This is a genomic window from Kocuria marina (assembly GCF_000786655.1).
In the GTDB taxonomy this organism is placed as follows: Bacteria; Actinomycetota; Actinomycetes; order Actinomycetales; family Micrococcaceae; genus Kocuria; species Kocuria marina_A.
Genome location: NZ_JROM01000022.1, coordinates 165,902 through 183,121 on the forward strand (window position 1 = coordinate 165,902; position 17,220 = coordinate 183,121).

At 69.7% G+C, this 17,220-nt stretch carries 15 protein-coding genes and 1 pseudogene; 5 read left to right on the plus strand and 11 right to left on the minus strand.

Annotation, left to right across the window (positions count from 1 at the left end):
• Positions 1-274 precede the first annotated feature (274 nt).
• From AS25_RS08150 to AS25_RS08160, 3 genes are read left to right on the plus strand one after another with little or no spacing between them, the layout of a single operon-like run.
• Positions 275-1,108, plus strand: a complete 834-nt coding sequence (locus AS25_RS08150; protein WP_035964144.1) for a (Fe-S)-binding protein — start codon at positions 275-277, stop codon at positions 1,106-1,108.
• A complete protein-coding gene (locus AS25_RS08155; protein WP_084118093.1) occupies positions 1,105-2,964 on the plus strand; it encodes a LutB/LldF family L-lactate oxidation iron-sulfur protein in 1,860 nt (619 codons plus the stop codon). The genes AS25_RS08150 and AS25_RS08155 overlap by 4 nt, the downstream gene beginning before the upstream one ends.
• Entirely contained in the window at positions 2,961-3,605 is a 645-nt protein-coding gene (locus AS25_RS08160; RefSeq protein ID WP_035964145.1) for a LutC/YkgG family protein, read from the plus strand. Before AS25_RS08155 ends, AS25_RS08160 begins: the two co-directional genes overlap by 4 nt.
• 148 nt (positions 3,606-3,753) lie before the next feature.
• On the opposite strand, the gene AS25_RS08165 is transcribed toward AS25_RS08160, so the two are convergent.
• From AS25_RS08165 to thiO, 5 genes are all read right to left on the minus strand, one after another.
• The gene (locus AS25_RS08165) at positions 3,754-4,554 is read right to left on the minus strand and encodes an SDR family oxidoreductase (protein ID WP_052160823.1); all 801 of its coding nucleotides are present in this window, start codon (positions 4,552-4,554) and stop codon (positions 3,754-3,756) included.
• A 105-nt stretch (positions 4,555-4,659) separates the two neighbouring features.
• On the minus strand, positions 4,660-5,850 hold the full coding sequence (gene moeB / locus AS25_RS08170) for a molybdopterin-synthase adenylyltransferase MoeB (protein WP_035964146.1): 1,191 nt from the start codon (positions 5,848-5,850) through the stop codon (positions 4,660-4,662).
• Positions 5,847-6,788, minus strand: coding sequence for a thiazole synthase (locus tag AS25_RS08175; RefSeq protein WP_052160824.1), 942 nt, complete (start codon positions 6,786-6,788; stop codon positions 5,847-5,849). The genes moeB and AS25_RS08175 overlap by 4 nt, the downstream gene beginning before the upstream one ends.
• Before the next feature lie 2 nt (positions 6,789-6,790).
• Positions 6,791-7,057 carry a sulfur carrier protein ThiS gene (gene thiS / locus AS25_RS08180; RefSeq protein ID WP_035964147.1) on the minus strand — a complete coding sequence of 89 codons (267 nt, stop codon included), beginning with the start codon at positions 7,055-7,057 and terminating at the stop codon, positions 6,791-6,793.
• Positions 7,054-8,340 carry a glycine oxidase ThiO gene (gene thiO / locus AS25_RS08185; protein ID WP_035964148.1) on the minus strand — a complete coding sequence of 429 codons (1,287 nt, stop codon included), beginning with the start codon at positions 8,338-8,340 and terminating at the stop codon, positions 7,054-7,056. Before thiO ends, thiS begins: the two co-directional genes overlap by 4 nt.
• 234 nt (positions 8,341-8,574) lie before the next feature.
• Between thiO and thiE the strand changes: the two genes are divergently transcribed.
• Entirely contained in the window at positions 8,575-9,237 is a 663-nt protein-coding gene (gene thiE, locus AS25_RS08190; RefSeq protein ID WP_035964150.1) for a thiamine phosphate synthase, read from the plus strand.
• A gap of 173 nt (positions 9,238-9,410) precedes the next feature.
• On the opposite strand, the gene AS25_RS08195 is transcribed toward thiE, so the two are convergent.
• The 5 genes from AS25_RS08195 to AS25_RS08215 form a co-directional block, all read right to left on the minus strand.
• Positions 9,411-9,827 carry a thiol-disulfide oxidoreductase DCC family protein gene (locus tag AS25_RS08195; protein ID WP_253270518.1) on the minus strand — a complete coding sequence of 139 codons (417 nt, stop codon included), beginning with the start codon at positions 9,825-9,827 and terminating at the stop codon, positions 9,411-9,413.
• The gene (locus AS25_RS08200; RefSeq protein WP_035964152.1) at positions 9,824-10,675 is read right to left on the minus strand and encodes a PhzF family phenazine biosynthesis protein; all 852 of its coding nucleotides are present in this window, start codon (positions 10,673-10,675) and stop codon (positions 9,824-9,826) included. Before AS25_RS08200 ends, AS25_RS08195 begins: the two co-directional genes overlap by 4 nt.
• A 137-nt stretch (positions 10,676-10,812) precedes the next feature.
• On the minus strand, positions 10,813-11,877 hold the full coding sequence (locus AS25_RS08205; protein ID WP_035964153.1) for a putative glycoside hydrolase: 1,065 nt from the start codon (positions 11,875-11,877) through the stop codon (positions 10,813-10,815).
• Entirely contained in the window at positions 11,874-13,598 is a 1,725-nt protein-coding gene (gene pelF, locus AS25_RS08210) for a GT4 family glycosyltransferase PelF (RefSeq protein ID WP_052160825.1), read from the minus strand. Before pelF ends, AS25_RS08205 begins: the two co-directional genes overlap by 4 nt.
• 141 nt (positions 13,599-13,739) lie before the next feature.
• Positions 13,740-15,158 carry a hypothetical protein gene (locus tag AS25_RS08215; RefSeq protein ID WP_253270519.1) on the minus strand — a complete coding sequence of 473 codons (1,419 nt, stop codon included), beginning with the start codon at positions 15,156-15,158 and terminating at the stop codon, positions 13,740-13,742.
• Positions 15,159-15,837: 679 nt separating this feature from the next.
• Here AS25_RS08215 and AS25_RS08220 point away from each other — a divergent pair.
• Positions 15,838-16,434 (plus strand): annotated as a pseudogene (locus AS25_RS08220) (transposase); the annotation flags it as partial.
• A gap of 248 nt (positions 16,435-16,682) precedes the next feature.
• Here the strand turns inward: AS25_RS08220 and AS25_RS08225 are convergent.
• Positions 16,683-17,220, minus strand: a 538-nt coding sequence (locus tag AS25_RS08225; protein WP_035964157.1) for an IS1634 family transposase, incomplete at its 5' end; no start/stop codon positions are given.

Here is a 17,220-nt window from a genome sequence, read left to right on the forward strand (position 1 = left end):
TGGTTCCCGGATCGAGAGTGTGGTCTCGGCGGGGCGGTGTGCGCCACGTCCGGGCAAGTCGTACGATGAGTGGTCAGACCACATTGGTCCTACCGCACAGCGTACATGATGCAGGTCACATGGTGAACACCTCGCGCCCCGCCGCGGGGAGCCCGCGCGCGGCCTTTCATGCCTGTCCCATGCCACGCCGTACGTTGTTGTGACCGGGCTCACGGGCGTAGCCTGGTATGACCACAGAGTATGGACCGGGGCAGACGGTTAGGAGACCACACACATGAAAATCGCGCTCTTCGCCACATGCATTGTGGATGCCATGTATCCCAAGGTGGCGCTGGCCACCGTGCGGATCCTCGAGCGGCTCGGACACGAGGTCGTGTTCCCCCAGGGGCAGGGGTGCTGCTCGCAGATGCACGTCAACAGCGGATACTTCGACGACGCCGTCCCGGTCATCCGCAATCACGTGCGCGCCTTCACGAGCGTGGACTACGACGTCGCCGTGGCGCCGTCGGCCTCGTGCGTCGCGTCCCTGGGGCACCAGCAGCCCATGGTTGCCCGCCAGTGCGGGGAGGCCGCGCTCGCCGAGGACGCCGCGATGGTCGCGGCCAACACGTACGAACTGGCCGAACTGCTCGTGGACGTCCTGCACGTCACGGACGCCGCGCAGCAGCTCGGTTCCTACTTCCCGGAGACAGTGACCTACCACCCCTCGTGCCACGGCATGCGTTTGCTCGAGCTGGGGGACCGGCAGAAGGACCTCGTGCGCTCGGTGGCCGGGATCGACTTCCGCGAACTGCCGGACGCGGAGGAGTGCTGCGGTTTCGGCGGCACGTTCTCGTTCAAGAACCCGGACGTCTCCGGGGCCATGGCGGAGGCCAAACTGCGCAACATCGAGAACTCGGGTGCCTCGCTGTGCACGGGCGGTGACGCGTCCTGCCTCATGCACCTCAGCGGCGCGGCGTCCAAGCGCCGGGTCCCCGTGCGCACCGTCCACTTCGCGGAGATCCTCGCCTCGACCCGGCAGAACACCCTCACGGTGGAGGGCCCCGTGGAACTGTCCATCCCCGCGCCGGCGAAGCCCGCCGCGGCCACGACCGGAGGTCAGCGATGAGCATCACCGAACTGGGCATGCCCGGTGTGCGGCCCGTGCACGGGCAGGGCAATCTGCACGCGCAGGTCGCCTTCCCCCGCGCGGCCAAGAAAGAACTGCAGAACGAGCAGATGCGGGCCAACATCCGCCACGCGACCCACTCGATCCGCGCCAAGCGCGCGAGCGTGGTGGGCGAGGTCCCGGACTGGCAGCAACTGCGTGACGCCGGCTCCGCGATCAAGGAAACCGTCATGGCGCACCTGCCGGAACTGCTCGAACAGTTCGAGCAGAACGTGAGCGCACGCGGCGGTGTGGTGCACTGGGCGCGGGACGCGGACGAGGCCAACGCGATCGTCACCCGCCTGATCCAGGAACAGGACGCCACGGACGTGATCAAGGTCAAGTCCATGGCCACCCAGGAGATGGGCCTGGACGAGCACCTCGAGGAACACGGCATCACCGCCACGGAGACGGACCTCGCGGAGCTGATCGTGCAGCTGGGCAAGGACAAGCCCTCCCACATCCTGGTGCCCGCGATCCACAAGAACCGGGACGAGATCCGGGAGATCTTCCGCCGGGAGATGCCCGAGACCACGGACGAGCTCACCAACGACCCGCGCGTGCTCGCGGAGGCCGCGCGCAAACACCTGCGGGAGAAGTTCCTCACGACCAAGGTCGCAATCTCCGGCGCCAACTTCGGCATCGCGGACACCGGGACCCTCTCGGTCGTGGAGTCGGAGGGCAACGGGCGGATGTGCCTGACCCTGCCCGAGACCCTCATCACCGTGATGGGCATCGAGAAACTGCTGCCCACCTACCAGGACCTGGAGGTCTTCTTCCAGCTCCTCCCGCGCTCGTCCACCGGGGAGCGCATGAACCCGTACACCTCCCTGTGGACCGCGGTCACGCCCGGGGACGGGCCCAAGAACTTCCACGTGGTGCTGCTCGACAACGGCCGCTCCGCGGTGCTCTCCGACCCGCAGGGCCGTTCCGCGCTGCACTGCATCCGGTGCTCGGCGTGCCTGAACGTGTGCCCCGTGTACGAGCAGGCCGGCGGTCACGCCTACGGGTCCACCTACCCGGGTCCGATCGGCGCGATCCTCTCCCCGCAGCTCACGGGGATCACGTCCCAGGAGAACTCGTCCCTGCCGTACGCGTCCTCGCTGTGCGGCGCGTGCTACCAGGTGTGCCCCGTCAAGATCAACATCCCGGACATCCTCGTGCACCTGCGGGACGAGGACGTGCGCACCCGCCACGGGAAGCGGGACCGCGCGGCGCCCGCGCCGTCGTCGGACGATCCCGCGATCCACGCAGGGGACAACTGGCGCGAGGAGAAGTCCCTGACTGCTGACCACGGGGAGGGCGGGCACGACGGCGCTCCCCGTGAGACCTCGCTCAAGGGCCTCGCCACGCGCGCTCGCCGCGCGGGTCGCAAGGTGCGCGAGGCCGTTCCCACGCGCGCGGTGCCGTCCCAGATGGACGCGATGATGAAGGGCGCGTCCTTCGTGATGTCCTCCGGGAAGCGGATGTCCCTGGCCGAACGCGGCCTACCCCTGGGCCGTGTGGTGGCCGGGCGGGACCACGCGATCGGTTGGCTGCCCGGCATGGTGGGCGGCTGGACGGACGAGCGGGATATCCCCGAGCCGCCCAAGGAGTCCTTCCGCAACTGGTGGAAGAAGCACGAGGGGGAGACCGCCCAGCGCCTCGAACGCGACGGCGCGGCTCCCGCGTCCACCGGGGACGACGCCGCTGCGGCCACCCCCGCAGCCGAGGGAACCGTTCGCTCCGGTTCTGCAGGGGACGAGAACGACGCCCGCGGCGCGGGCAACCCGACCGAAGGCGGCCGGACCGCAGGACACGACGGAGAGAACGCATGAGCATGGACGCGAAGACCGAGATCCTGGCGCGGTTGGCCGGCGCGCTCTCCGACCGGCCCCAGGCCCCCGAGGTGCCGCGCGACTACCGCCGGACGTCCGAGCTGTCCCTCGACGAGATCGTGGACATGCTCGAGGACCGGTTGGTCGACTACAAGGCCAACGTGTTCCGGGAGACCGCGCAGACCGTCGCGGATCGGATCGCCACGCAACTCGGTGCGTCCGCGCGCTACGTGATCCCGGAGGGTTTCGACACCGCCCTGCTCCCGGAGGACACCGCGGCGCGCCGGGCGATCGTGGACCCCAACGACTCCCGCAAGGCGTCCGCGCTGACTGTGCGCGATCTCAACCGGGTGGACGCCGTGGTCACATCCTCCACGGTCTCGTGTGCCCAGACGGGGACCATCTTCCTGTCCGCGCGCCCCGATGAGGGGCGGCGCGCGATCACCCTGGTGCCGGACCACCACATCTGCATCGTGCCGCTGGACACCGTGGTGGAACTGATCCCGGAGGCCATGTCCCGGGTGGAGCGTTCGGCGCCCACCACCATGATCTCGGGGCCCTCGGCCACCTCGGACATCGAGCTCGAACGCGTGGAGGGTGTCCACGGTCCGCGCACCTTGGACGTGATCCTGCTGGGCTGAGGCCGCGTGCTCGCACCAATTGGAGAAGGTCCCCTTCCCGCGCTATCGCGGGGACGGGGACCTTCTTTCTTGTACATTGCTCACCAGCAGCGACCGCTCATCAGGAGTTGCCGGACCCTACGAGCGGTCACTCACGTCGAACGGCTGCTCACCACGAGTCGTCCCCACGGGTCAGGGCGTCGTACCCGGAATCCACGAACAACACCTGACCACCGATCTTCCCGGCCGCGGTGGAGGTCAGGAAGCAGATCGCGGCGGCGACGTCCTCGGGCCGTGCCGGGCCGTTGAGCGGGGAGGGCATGCCCTCCTCCACCTGCTGGCGGCCCTCCTCCGTGGCGAGCAGGGGCTCGGTCATGGGCGTGAGCACCAGGCCCGGGGCCACGGCGTTGAGGGTGATCCCGGCGCCCACGAAGCGCTCAGCCAGGGCGTTGCGGCGCACCCACCGGGCCACGGCCTGCTTGGAGGACGAGTAGTTGAGGTACCCCGCTCCACCACCGGCGGCGACCAGGCGCTCACCGATCGCGGCCGCGGTCTCACGATCACCATTCAGCATGGCGTCCACGAGGTCGTCGTTCGCCGGGTGCAGGGAAGCGGCGCTCGCGGTGATGCACACGCGCGGGGCGTCGGAAGCGCGCAGCAGGGGGAGCAGACCCTCCACCGTGCCCACGGCGCCGAAGAAGTCGATGGCCACGTCCATGGGTGCCTGCAGCGAGGTACCGGCATTGGCGATCACCCCGTCCACCACGGAGGTCAGCGCGGCGATCTCCTCCACCATGGCGGCGATGCCGTCCTCGGTGGACAGGTCCGCGACCACTTCCGTGTTCTTGAGGTCCACGCCGATGACCCGGTGGCCTTCGTCGATGAGTTGAGCGGCGGTGGCCTGTCCGATACCGGATCCGGCTCCGGTGACCACGTACACGCGAGGGGCGGCGACGTCTGTGGTGGGCACGATCTCTCCTCGGGGTCATGACCGGCCCGGATGGCGCGGCCCTGGACCTCATGGTGGCACACGTGCGGAAACCGCTCCTCAAGTACGGAGCGATGATCGAACGGGTCAGTAGCGCGGCAGTGCCGGGTCCACCCGGTCGATCCACGCGAGCACCCCGCCGTCCAGGTGCTTCACGGTGTCCTCCCGCAGGGCGTAGTCCCTGCGCAGTGCCGCGAGGGCTTGGGCGGAACGGGCACCGGCCTTGCAGTGCAGGATCACGGTGCCCTCCGCCTCATCCGGAAGAGCCGTGACACCCCGGTCCAGGACGTCCTGCAGCGGCACGTGCACGGATCCGGGGATGGCCACGAGTTTGCGCTCCCAGTCCTCGCGCACGTCCACGAGCGTGAAGGACGTCTCCCCGAGGGACCGGGCGGTCAGTAGCTCGGCCAGCTCCGGGGCGGTGACGGTCTCGTGGGGGGCGGGAGCGGCGTCGTCGTCGGAGGGCAGACCGCACGCGAGCGCCACCCGTGAGAGATCCGTGACGGGCGGGCGGTGCGGGTCCGGCAGGACCGTGAGCTCGCGCCACGTCTGGGCCAGGGCGTCGTGGATGAGGACCCTGCCGAGCAGGGGACGGCCGATGCCCGTGATGAGTTTGAGCGCCTCGGTGACCATGACCGAGCCGATCGTGGCCGGGAGCATGCCCAGCACACCGCCCTCGGCGCACGAGGGGACCTGGCCCGGCGCGGGCGCTTCCGGGAACAGGTCGCGGTACACGGGGCCGTGACCGGACCAGAACACGGAGACCTGGCCGTCGAAACGCAGGATGGAGCCCCACACCACGGGAATGCCGGTGAGTTCGGCGGCGTCCGAGACCAGGAAGCGTGTGCCGAAGTTGTCCGCGCCGTCCATGATCAGGTCGTAGCCGGAGAAGATCTCCAGGGCGTTGTCGGTGCTCAGCCGCTCGGGATGGCGGTGCACGGTGACCAGGGGGTTGAGCCGGGCCACGGCATCCGCGGCGGAATCGACCTTGGGCCGGCCGATGTCGGCCATCCCATGGACCACCTGGCGTTGCAGGTTGGACACGGATACGACGTCGTCGTCGACCACGCCGATGGTCCCCACCCCGGCGGCCGCGAGGTACTGCAGCGCGGGAGCGCCGAGCCCGCCCGCGCCGATCACCAGGACGCGTGCGTTCTTGAGCCGACGCTGCCCCTCCTCGCCCAGTTGCGGCAACGTGAGGTGGCGTGAATAGCGTTCGAGTTCCTCGCGACTCAGATCGGAGGCGGGGGCCACGAGGGGTAGTAGCGGGGTGCTCATGAAACCTGCGATTCCAGCTGTGGGGTGGTGGATGAAGGCGCGGGCCAGTCCCCGCGGGGCGCGTCGGCGGTGTCGATGCGCCCGGCCATGGGCGAGGACGCCACGGCGTGCGTGCGCCGCGCGATCCGCCCCGCGCCGCGGGCCAGGTGCCCCGCGAGCACGGCGTGCTTCATGGCACTCGCCATGGCCACGGGATCCTGCGCGCGGGTCACGGCGGACGCGAGCAGGACGGCGTCGCACCCGAGTTCCATGGCCAGGGCCGCCTCGGACGCCGTGCCGATCCCGGCATCCAGCACCACGGGCACGGACGCGCGGGACGCGATGAGTTCGATGTTGTGCGGGTTGAGGATCCCCAGACCCGTGCCGATGGGAGCACCGAGGGGCATCACGGCCACGGCCCCGGCGTCCTCGAGCCGCAGCGCGAGCACGGGGTCGTCGGACGTGTACGCGAAGACCTTGAAACCGCGCCGAGCGAGTTTCTCGGTCGCGTCCAGCAGCTCCACACCGTCCGGGAGCAGGGTGTCCTCGTCCGCGATGATCTCGAGCTTGACCCAGTCCGTCTCCAGCGCCTCGCGCCCCAGTTCAGCGGTCAGCAGGGCGTCCCGCGCGGTGTAGCACCCCGCGGTGTTGGGCAGCACCCGGATGTCGTTGCGGCGCAGCAACCCGTACAGGCTGTCCTGCGGTGTCCCGGTCGACGACGCCGCTGCGCCACCTCCCGCGCGACCGCTCGCCCGGTTCGCCGTGCCGGATGCTTGCGCGCCCGCTGGCGAGGCGGGGCCGGGCGCGAAGCGGCGCAGGGCCACCGTGGTCAGTTCCGTCCCGGAGGCCAGCAGGGCCCGTTCGAGCATTGCGAAATCGGTGAGGCCCCCGGTGCCCATGATCAGCCGGGACGAGAGCTCCACCCCGGCCACGGTCAGGGGGGTTCCGTGCGTGGTCATGTTCAGCCTCCCTGCACCGCGGTGACGATCTCGACGGATTGACCCGCTTCCACGGGGGTCGTGGCCCACAGGGAGCGGGGGATCACGGCGTCGTCCACCGCCACGGCGATCCCCAGGGGATGGCCGTCCGCGGCGGTGCCCTCGGGTGTGATCTCGCGGCCCGTGAGGTCGACGACGGCGCTCGCGACCGTCAACCCCGGGGTCACCGCCACGGGGGAGCCGTTCACGGCGGCCGTGGAGGAATTGTCTGTGGTCTCGGGCGCGATCATTCGAGTCCTCCATGCATCTGGGGATAGCTCTCGGGTGTGGTGAACGGGGCCTCAGGGGCGGGGTTCGGGTGCCGGGCCGGGTCGGTGTCAGCGAGGAACGCGGCGTCGGACCCGTGGTCCGCGAGCGGGTCCAGGACGCCGGTCACGAGCTCCGCCGCGAGCCGGGACGCCACGGGGGTCAGCAGGATGCCGTGACGGAAGTGACCCGTGCTGATCACGAGCCCGGCCACCGAGGTCTTCCCCACGTACGGCAGGTCGTCGGAGGTTCCCGGGCGGGCGCGGGCCATCATCTCCAGGACGTCGCAGTCGTCGATCGCGGGGACCACGGTGCGCGCGTCCCGCAGCAGTTGGTGCACGCCACCGGCCAGCACGGATTCGCGCCCGTCCTCGCGGCTCGTGGCGCCCAGCACTAGGGTCAGGTCCTCGCGGGGGACCATGTACACGGGCCGACCCAGGACCTGGGCGCGCACCGTGCGCGTGAGCAAATGCGATTCCCCGGGGGCCAGTGCGGTCTCGGGAACCCGCAACCGCAGGATGTCCCCGAACACCGGGCGCAATCGGAGGTCGAGTCCCTCGGGCAGCCCGCCCATGGTGTTGGCGGTCAGCCCGGTGGCCACGACCACGGCGTCCGCGGGGATCACCTCACCGGAGTCCACCTGCACGCCCGTGGCCTGCCGGGGTTCCCTGCGGGACGTCAGCACGGTGTCCACGCGGGAGGTCAGCCACTGCGCCGGTCCGGCGTCGGGGACGTCCCCGATGGTGGTCAGGTGCGGGCAGTTCAGGGTCTCCACCAGGGCGGCCGCGAGCATCCGGGGGTCCACCTGGCGGTCGGAGACGATCCGTACCGCACCGCTCAACCGCGGCGCAAGAGCCGGTTCCAGGTGCCGGGCCTCCCGCGTGGAGATCTCCTGCACGTCCATCCCGGAGGCGATCTGGTGTGAGGCGAGGTCGGAGAGGGATTGGGCGTCCGCGGCGTCGGCGGCCACCACGAGCGTCTCTTCGGTGCGGTAGCCCGTGGGCAGGCCCGTGGCCGCGGTGACGCGCTCCACGAAGTCCGGGTACTCCGCGGCGGAGGCCCGCATGAGGGGGTAGAGGCGTTCCTGGCCGTACTGGGTCTCGGCGATCGGTGCGAGCATGCCCGCGGCCGCGCGGGTGGCGCCCCACGCCGGGCGGGGATCGACGACGGTCACGGCGGCCCCGCGGCGTCGTAGTTCGAAGGCCGTGGCCAGGCCCACGAGACCAGCTCCGGCCACGACCACGTGGTCACCGAGGTGCTCGGGCATTGTTCCTCCCTCCGGCGGCATGATCCGCATCAGGTGATCCGGTCGGCGGCTCACGCCCTCTCAGCCCGCTGCGGTGGTTGTTGCCAACGTGTGCGGACTCCCGTGGAGTTCGTCGAACGGCGACGAACGGCCCTACCAGTCTAGTCACCCGTAGCTGTGGAACGCAGGGGGACTTCGCGGCGGGCTGATCGTGTGCGGTGTCCGCGGGCGCGCGGTTCGTGCCACGATGGCCGCATGGGACACACGAGCCAGACGGGTACCGGGCGCCGCGCCGCCCTCGAGAACGCGCGACTGTACGTGTGCGTCATGGCGCGCCGCGAGCGCGGTGACCTGCGGGAATTCCTGCACGCCGCGTACGAGGGCGGGGTGGACATCATCCAGTTGCGGGACAAATCCCTCGAGGCCGCCGCGGAGATCGAGGCCATCCAGGTGCTCGCGGAGGTCGCGCGGGAGCACGGGAAACTCTTCGCCGTCAACGACCGTGCGGACGTCGCGCTGCTCACCGGCGCGGACGTGTTCCACGTGGGCCAGGGTGATCTGACCACCGCGCAGGCGCGGCGGGTCCTGGGGGACGACGTGGTGATCGGGCGGTCCTGTCACTCCCCGGCCCAGGTGGACGCCGCCGTGGCCGACGCCGGGCTCGACTACTTCTGCACGGGGCCAGTGTGGGAGACCCCCACCAAACCGGGTCGCGCGGCCGTGGGGCTCGAACTGCCGCGCTACGCCGCTCAGCACGCGGGGGACAAGCCCTTCTTCGCGATCGGCGGGGTCGACGCCGCGCGGTTGCCGTCCGTGCTCGACACGGGTGCCTCGCGCATCGTGGTCGTGCGGGCCGTGACCGATGCGCAGGACGTCACCGCGGCGGCGCGGGCGCTGCGGGACACGCTGCCCGGGTGAGACCCGATCTTTGAACGCGGTGGAGCGGCGGCGCCGCGGTGGGATGGCACCGCTCGGGTGGCGACGTGTTCGGTGGGGTGGTGCGCGTCGGGGCGGAGTCATGGAGTCATGGCGCCGCAGTGTCTTGGCGTCGCGCGGGTGGCACGGCTCGCTCGGTACGCGGAGCGGAACCGTTACGGGGTCTCGCACCGCCCGGGGTGCTGCTGGCACCACGGGGTGACACCGGGGAACTTTCCCCGGTGATCGGCCACCCACCGGTACACGCGGTCCTGGACCCACCGCACGGGCGGTAACCGGTAGAACGGCTCGAACACCCGGATGCCCAGGGCGGTGTCCAGGGTCACGGCCACCGCGTGCGCCCCCGAGGATCGCTCACCGGAACGGGATAGGACGGCCCACACCGACGCGTTGCCCTCCGCATTCGTCAGTCCGAACCGCTCCAGTACGCCGGGGACCTGGTAGGCGTGCAGGGCGATCCGGTCATGGCGGTCCAGTGTCCGGGCCCATCCCACGCAGCGCGTGCAGAACCCGCAGTTGCCGTCGAAGACCAGGTGCAGGGACGCGCCCTGCTCGGTGCCCGGGGGGTTCACAGCAGCACCGTCCCGTCGATGCACGCGGTGCAGTGTCCGCCCACGAACACGTGGTCCCCGTCCGACGTGACGGTCACGAGGCCGCTGCGTCCCATGAGGGTGCCCTGTCGGGCGATGTAGTTCGCGGGCGCCCGGTCCGTACGGATGAGCCACTGGGCCAGGCTCGCGTTGAGGCTTCCCGTGACGGGGTCCTCGTACCCGCCGGTCCCGCCCACGAAGGCGCGGACCTCGAACTGGTGCGGACTGCTCTGCGGGTGGGGACCCACCACGCCGATCTTGGCGCCGTGGAGAGCGGGAAGGTCGGGCTCGATCGCCAGGACGTCCTCGGCGCCAGCCAGAAGCAGCGCGGCCCAGCCGGGGCCGTTGTCGACCCACTGATGGGCGACGACCTGCTCGTCCCGCAGGCCCAGGGCCGCGGTTACGCCCCCGAGCAATTCCGGGCCCAGGTCTCCCGTGCGGTCGGTGGGTGGGGCCTCGAAGGTCAGTGCGCCGTCGTCGGACGGGCGGATCCGCACGAGGCCCGCGGCGCATTCCTGGACGATGACGTCCTTGGCACGCGCGGTGTTGCCCGCGGTGAGCCATGCGTGGGCCGAGCCCAGGGTGGGGTGACCGGCGAACGGCAGTTCACGGTCCGGGGTCCAGATGCGCAGCCGGTAGTCGGCGTCCGGGTCCGTGGGTGGAAGCACGAACGTGGTCTCGGACAGGTTGGTCCAGCGCGCGAAGCGGGCCATGGCGTCGTCGGTGAGATCGGTGCCGTCCAGGACCACGGCCACGGGGTTGCCCAGGTAGGGCTCGCGGGAGAAGACGTCGACCTGGGTGAACGGGCGCGGACGAGGTGTTGGGCTCATGGGGTCATTCCATCACGTCGTGCCGACGGGTTGTCACCTCCCGCCCGGGCCCCATACGACGCAGTCGGAGACGACGTGTCCGGCGCACACGCGCGCCGGGCGGGCGTCCGGCAGGCGACGCCCGCGCCCAGGTGGGCTCACCCCCGTTGCAGCACCACCCCGCGGCGGGGCTGCAGCACCAGGTGGGACCCTGCCGCCCGACCCTGGACGTCGACCATGCCGCGCGGCACCCGGACGCGGTGGCGTCGTCGGCGGTCGGCGTTGAAGTTCACCGCGGCCCAGCCGTGCGTGAACTCGCGCCACCACGTGTGACCGCGGCGCACGGGGTCCTGCACCGGCGCGCCGAGGTCCCAGTCGAGCTGCGCGGTGTGCTGGGTGCGGCTGTAGTCGTCGTGCGCCGTGGCCGAGTACGCGCCGCGGCCCGCCCCGAAGATCCAGAACGCGGCCAGACCGTACTCGACATTGGGGTGGTCGTCGTCGCCGTCCGTGGGCACCCGCAGGATGCTGATGCCCGGCCCGTCCGCCTGGGGCAGCTGCGCCTCGGTGGTCTCCGGGTCGAACAGGTCCACCGGGCTGAAACCCAGCCACACCTCCTCGAATCCGCCGCCGTAGGCCGCGTGGCTCGCCCAGCGGCCGGGCTCACGCCGCGATTCCGCGATGTTCGGGACGAGGATCTTGCCGATCTCGTTCAGGGCCGGGCCCGCCGCGTGCACCAACTCGCCCACGCCGTCGCGGAAGTCCGCCATGGACCGGGCATCCCGGACGGGCAGGTCCAGGCCGTAGTAGTCGTCGAACACGTCGTTGTCCGCCATCACGCCGTCGAACGGCGAATCCCGCAGTTCGGCGATCACGTTGCGCACCCAGCGCTCGCGGTACTCGGGTGACCACACGGTCATCTGCCAGTGTCCGCCGTAGCGGGCCCACTCGATGCGTTCGCCGTCCAGGCGTCGCGCGAACCACCGGTCCGGGGCCTCGGCGTACGAGACCCCGGAACTGTGGATCGGGCCCGGTTCGTAACTGCGGGTAGAGGACAGGCACTTGTAGCACAGCACCGTCATGTCCGGGCGGCGCCGCTTGAGGTCCGCGGCCGCCGCCGTCTCCCACGGTTGCAGGATCGCCGCCCGGTAGTGCTGCGCGGCGAAGTCGACCTGCTCGGGGCTGATCGGGCCCCCGTACCGGATCCAGGCGCCGACGCCGCTCACTCGCCCGCGCCCGCCAACGGCGCGTCGAACGCCGGTTGCCGCAGGTCCGAGTACTCGAAGTTGCGCTTCTCACCCATGTTGCCGAGCATCCGGTAGATCTTGTTGTAGGAGGACATGACCTCGTGGAGCTGGAAGAAGTCCTCCACGCGGCCGCGGGCGTTGGTGCTGTAGGAGCGGTAACGATCCACGTTCCCGATCACGGCCTGGACCTTGTCCGCCATGGCCTCGATGTCACCGGGTGCGAGCAGTTCACCGCACGCGCCCCACGTGCGCCCGTCGTGGGTCACGAGGTCGTCACCCACGAGCTGGCTCATCCCGCCCACGTCCGATCCCACCGTGGGGATGCCCGCGGCCATGGCCTCGAGCACCACGATCGGCTGGCCCTCGTTGTAGCTCGGGAGCACCAGCAGGTCGAACTGGTCGAGCATGTCCCGCACGTTGACGGTCCCGTGGACGGTCACGAGGTCGTGGAGGCCCAGGGTCTCGATCTTCTCGAGGCACGCCTCGTAGTACTCGGGCACGTGCTCGGTGGGCCCCAGGACGTCCAGGTGGATGTTGGGGTAGCCGCGATCCCGCAGGATGTCCATGCTGGACAGCAGGTCCATGAGTCCCTTGATGGGCACCACGCGGGCGATGTAGACGAGGCGCCACGTGTGCTGCTCGGGGGCCTGGGCAATGCGTTCCACCGCGGCCTGGCGGGCGTGGTACTTCTCCTCGAACTCCTCGATGATCATGCCGTTGGGCAGCACCACGGACTTGTCCACGTCAGCGCCCAGGCTCGCGGCCTCGGTGATGGCCGTGGGGTAGAGGTAGGTCACGAGCTCGGCGCTCGGGTAGCAGAAGTGCCCGATCTCGATCCACCACGCCATCCACGCCCGGTCCTCGGCGCCGACGTCGAACGTGCGGTAGTCCTCGGACGTAATCGACAGTGCCATGTTGCGGTCGAGCAGGGTGTTCACGGTGTCGCGCACGTACAGGTTGTGCTCGGTGAGCAGGAACGACGTGCCGTGATCGCGCGCGGCCGCGGCACCCAGCAGGGACGCGTACCCGGTCGTGTGCGCGTGGTACACCCGGGCCCGCGGCATGGTCTCGCCCAGGATCGCGTGGGCCAGGGAGAAGAACCCGCGCAGCAACCAGAAGGACTCGGACAGGGAGAGCCCGAGCTGCGGCATCCGCTCGGTTAGCGCGTGCAGGAACTCGCGGGAGCCCAGCACGGCCCACAGGGGGTACTGCCGGGTCCGTTCGTTGAGTCCCTCGTCGATGAGCTCCCACAGCGGCTCGGTGTCCCGGGCGCCGGCCAGGGCGTAGATCGCGTCGAAGATCCGGTGGGACAGCACCGTGCGCTGTTCCGCGGTCATGCGCAGGTCCTTGGGGCGCACGGACATGAAGTCGTCCCGATGCTCCTGCATGCTCAGGTAGACCACACGGACCCATTTGACGTTCTCGGGCACAGAATAGAGGTCCTCCTGGGGGGCCTCGGAGTCCCAGGCGATGTGGATGATCCCGTAGCTCAGGTCGGGGTTACCCGTGACGATGTCGTGGACCACCGCCGAGACCCCGCCCTTGAGGAAGGGGTAGGTGGATTCCATGACGATGGCGACGTCCACGTCCTCGTACTGCTTCTGGCGCTGTTGCGCGGCGGGGGACAGGCGGGCGGGTTCCGCGACGGCCACGGACTTGGTGGCGCGGTGCTTGGCGTGTGAGCGCGTGAAAGGGTACATGTCGGCTATTCCTCACGGGATGAAAGGGTCCGGGGTCGCAATGTGGCGACCAGCAGGGACGTGCAGTAGGGGCCGGGACCGGGCAGGACTGCGCCCGGGCGCGGCGGATGCGCTTGATAGGAAGCGCTTACGTGGACTGCGTTACCAGGACGTGGCGTGGCGCCAGAAGAGGGTGTACTCGGGCTGGGCCCAGTGACGCTTGTACAGTGCCCAGGCACCGGCGACCAGCACCAGGTCCGCGAGCAACAGGAGGGCGTACGCCCCGTTGGTGGAGAACACCGCGAACGCGAGGATGCTCACGACCAGGTGCGCCGCACCCAGGGCCTGGGCCGTGATCTTCTCCCCGATGTAGTCCAGTTCGTAGCTCAACAGCGTGAGCATCATGAACGTCCAGGACGCCACGGCCACGGTTACCGCGAGGAGGACGTGGTGGGGCTGCAAGCCGCCCAGTAGCAGGGCGGCAGCCAGGGTCAGCACCATGCCCACCGCGCCGGTGCGCAGGACGGAGCGGTCCACCACGTAGCTGAGCAGCGTGGAGCGGGAGGCCAGCACGGGCAGTGTTTCCTTCTCGATGGCCCGGTGCAGTCCGCTGACGGCGCGGTCCACGTGCGGGGCCATGTTGACGAAGTAGAAGTTATAGGCGAGCACCGCGGGGAGCATGGCCATGAACACCACGATCACCTGGAAGGCCCCGTCCGTGGCCAGGAACAGCACGAACTTGTCCGCCCACAACACCGATCCGAGCAGCAGTCCGCGCAGGGCGTCCGCGGCGAAGTTGCGGTGGTCCAGGCGTTCGAAGACCCGCACGTGGGACAGCTGACGGCCCATTGCCGCGATCTGGGTGGCCGCGGCGACCAGGGGCGGAAGGATCCATACGGTGGGAACCACGGCCAGCGCCAGGGCGTAGGCGCCCCATGCCACGGCCCATAGGCCGCGGCGTTCTCCCACGTTGGCGAGGACCAGGGACTGTACGAACAGCACGTGCGCGCCCAGCAACAGCAGGTAGGCGCCCATGGCCTGCCAGGACCAGCCGGTGGCCAGCCACAGCGGCAGTGCGAACAGCCCGGCGAGCGGGAGGGTCTGCAGGAACATGGCCGGCCACACCTCGCAGAAGCGCCGGGTGATCTTCTGCATGTCCCGCTCGGCCATGAGTTCACCGATCGCGCGGTACGCGGGCATGCACGCGGCCTGCGCGAGCCAGGGCACGGTGATGGAAGAGGCCAGGACCACGTGGGTCAGCTGGACGCCGCCCACGGTCGCCTCCGCCATGCGCGGGCTCACGAGCGGGAAGACGATGTTCAGGAAGATCACCGGCGAGAGGTAGAGCAACAGCTCCACCCCGCCGCGGGAGCTCCCGGCGGGTTCCGATGCGTGCTCGGCGTCCACCGGACGGGAGCCGCGCAGCACCAGGAATGCTGTGAGCAACACCAGCAGTCCGCCCGCGATGACCAGGACCTCGGCGTGTGAGCCCAGGAGGTCAAGCACCACGGGGACCAGCCCCGTGAGCAATAGGGCCAAGACGATCGTGGCGGTACGAGTGCGACTGAAAGAATCGTGCACCAAAGTTCTCAGAGCTGTCACAGCTGTCCCCCGGGGATCCTGGCGCTTCCCGTCAGCCCCCGCTGACAAGAATTCCCCAATGCAAATGATGTGAAGGCGATGAGGCCAGTTCCGCTGTCGCCGCAGTGAATATATACAGTTTATGTGTGCACTAGCAAACCAATAGATGAATTGTGTCTGAACCGGAGGGGCTTGTCGTCAGTGCTTGTCATCGTGGAGTTCACCGGCGCACCGGGGGCTGATGACGGATTACCGGTTAACTACGCGATCATGACCGGGATGCATATCGATTCAGAAAATCAATGATTACGCATAGGTTTTCACGTGCCGCTGCCGACTATCACCGGGGCGAGAGCGGGGCGGAACATGTGCCGGGAAGAGGCTCGGAATGGGTTCCCGGGATCCGGGTCCACGGGGAAATGAAGAACACCCGGACCCACGAATCGTGGGTCCGGGTGTTCATGTGGTCGAGATCCTGCCGGAGTACGCAAGGGTCGCCCGCCACTATTTGCCAGCGGTCGACGCGTTGCGGAGAGCTCACGCCTCCACTGCTCAGCGTGACGATTTTCGGCTCTTCAGGATCCAGGGTGTAGTTGGGGTCGGCGCGTCGGTCGCCGGATAGGGGTCGAGGCCTCCCGAAGATGAAGGTTCCTACACGCCTCATCTGGAAGACCTCGACGTGCCTGACGCTACCTTCGCCTGCCCTGACTTGACCACCTTCTGCCGTCTCGACGAGCTCGGTCTTGACGTCGTCGGTCAGCGCCTCGAGCCCGAGCAGGCGATCCTGGCCTGCCGGGTCCTGGAACCGGACCAGTGGTGCCGACGCTGCGGCTGCGAGGGCACGCCCCGCGACACCGTGGTGCGGCGCCTGGCGCACGAACCGCTGGGCTGGCGACCTACGACGCTGCTGGTCACGGTTCGCCGCTACCGGTGCACCGGGTGCGGACACGTGTGGCGCCAGGACACCACCAAGGCGGCCGAGCCGCGGGCGAGGCTCTCCCGTCGCGGTCTGCGGTGGGCGCTGGAAGGGATCGTGTGCCAGCACCTGACCGTGGCCCGCGTCGCCGAAGGCCTGGGAGTCTCGTGGAACACCGCCAACGACGCCGTGCTGGCCGAGGGCAAGCGGGTGCTCATCGACGACCCCGGCCGGTTCGACGGGGTCAAGGTCATCGGCGTCGACGAGCACGTCTGGCGCCACACCCGCCGCGGCGACAAGTACGTCACCGTCATCATCGACCTCAACCCTCGTGGCCGAGCACAAGGGCGAGGACGCCTGACCCGTCCCACCCCGCCCACCTCGGTGGGTGTCTGAGAATTGGCGGTCCGCTCCTGACGGGAGTGGGCCGCCTTTTCCCATGTCGTGTCGTGTGAGGACCCGCACCGCGAACGGTTCGCATCCTGTCGCGGCGGCCCCTAGGCTGAATCAATGCCGTCCGCCCCGAAGCGCTCCTCGCACGATCCCGGGTCGAGCGCTGCCGGTTCCGTGACCGGCGCCGCGGTCGCTTCCGCCCGAGTCGTGCCAATTTAGTGTGTTGGCCATTCGGTGCCGGTGGCGGTGAGGATCTCGCTGGCGGTGCCGGTCAGCGGGTCGGCGGCGACGTGGGGGTGACCGGCGATGACGACGGTGACCTGTTGCAGCGGGCGTAGGGCCTGGACGATCTTCTTGATGCTCATCCCGGTCTGATCCTGCAGGTGACGGGCGACGGCCAGGGCGGTGACGACGATGGTGAGGTGGGCCTCGATGGCATCGCGGTCGTGGTGGAACATGGGCCTGGCCCGCAGGTCGGTCTTGCTCATCCGGAACGAGGCCTCGACCTGCCACAACGAGTGGTAGGAGGCGATCACCTCCGCTGCGGGCATGGTCGTGACGGGCAGGTTGGTGACGTAGCCCTTCAGCCCGGCTAGGCTGCGGGCGCGGGTCAGGGCGTCCTCGTCCAGGCGCGTCGAGCCGTTCACCGTCTTCACGAACCGCGGTGTGCGGGCTGGCTTCTCGCCGGCGATGACCGCCTTGGCGCGGTTCTCCTGCAGGGTGAGGGTGGCCCGGTCCCGTGCGGCGCGCTTG

Coding starts and splice junctions, on each gene's coding strand:
- moeB (WP_035964146.1), bottom strand. CDS start 5,850: ATGAGCACCCCGCTACTACCCCTCGTGGCCCCCGCCTCCGATCTGAGT.
- AS25_RS08200 (WP_035964152.1), bottom strand. CDS start 10,675: ATGAGCCCAACACCTCGTCCGCGCCCGTTCACCCAGGTCGACGTCTTC.
- thiS (WP_035964147.1), bottom strand. CDS start 7,057: ATGATCGCGCCCGAGACCACAGACAATTCCTCCACGGCCGCCGTGAAC.
- AS25_RS08160 (WP_035964145.1), top strand. CDS start 2,961: ATGAGCATGGACGCGAAGACCGAGATCCTGGCGCGGTTGGCCGGCGCG.
- AS25_RS08150 (WP_035964144.1), top strand. CDS start 275: ATGAAAATCGCGCTCTTCGCCACATGCATTGTGGATGCCATGTATCCC.
- pelF (WP_052160825.1), bottom strand. CDS start 13,598: ATGTACCCTTTCACGCGCTCACACGCCAAGCACCGCGCCACCAAGTCC.
- thiE (WP_035964150.1), top strand. CDS start 8,575: ATGGGACACACGAGCCAGACGGGTACCGGGCGCCGCGCCGCCCTCGAG.
- AS25_RS08175 (WP_052160824.1), bottom strand. CDS start 6,788: ATGACCACGCACGGAACCCCCCTGACCGTGGCCGGGGTGGAGCTCTCG.
- AS25_RS08155 (WP_084118093.1), top strand. CDS start 1,105: ATGAGCATCACCGAACTGGGCATGCCCGGTGTGCGGCCCGTGCACGGG.
- thiO (WP_035964148.1), bottom strand. CDS start 8,340: ATGCCCGAGCACCTCGGTGACCACGTGGTCGTGGCCGGAGCTGGTCTC.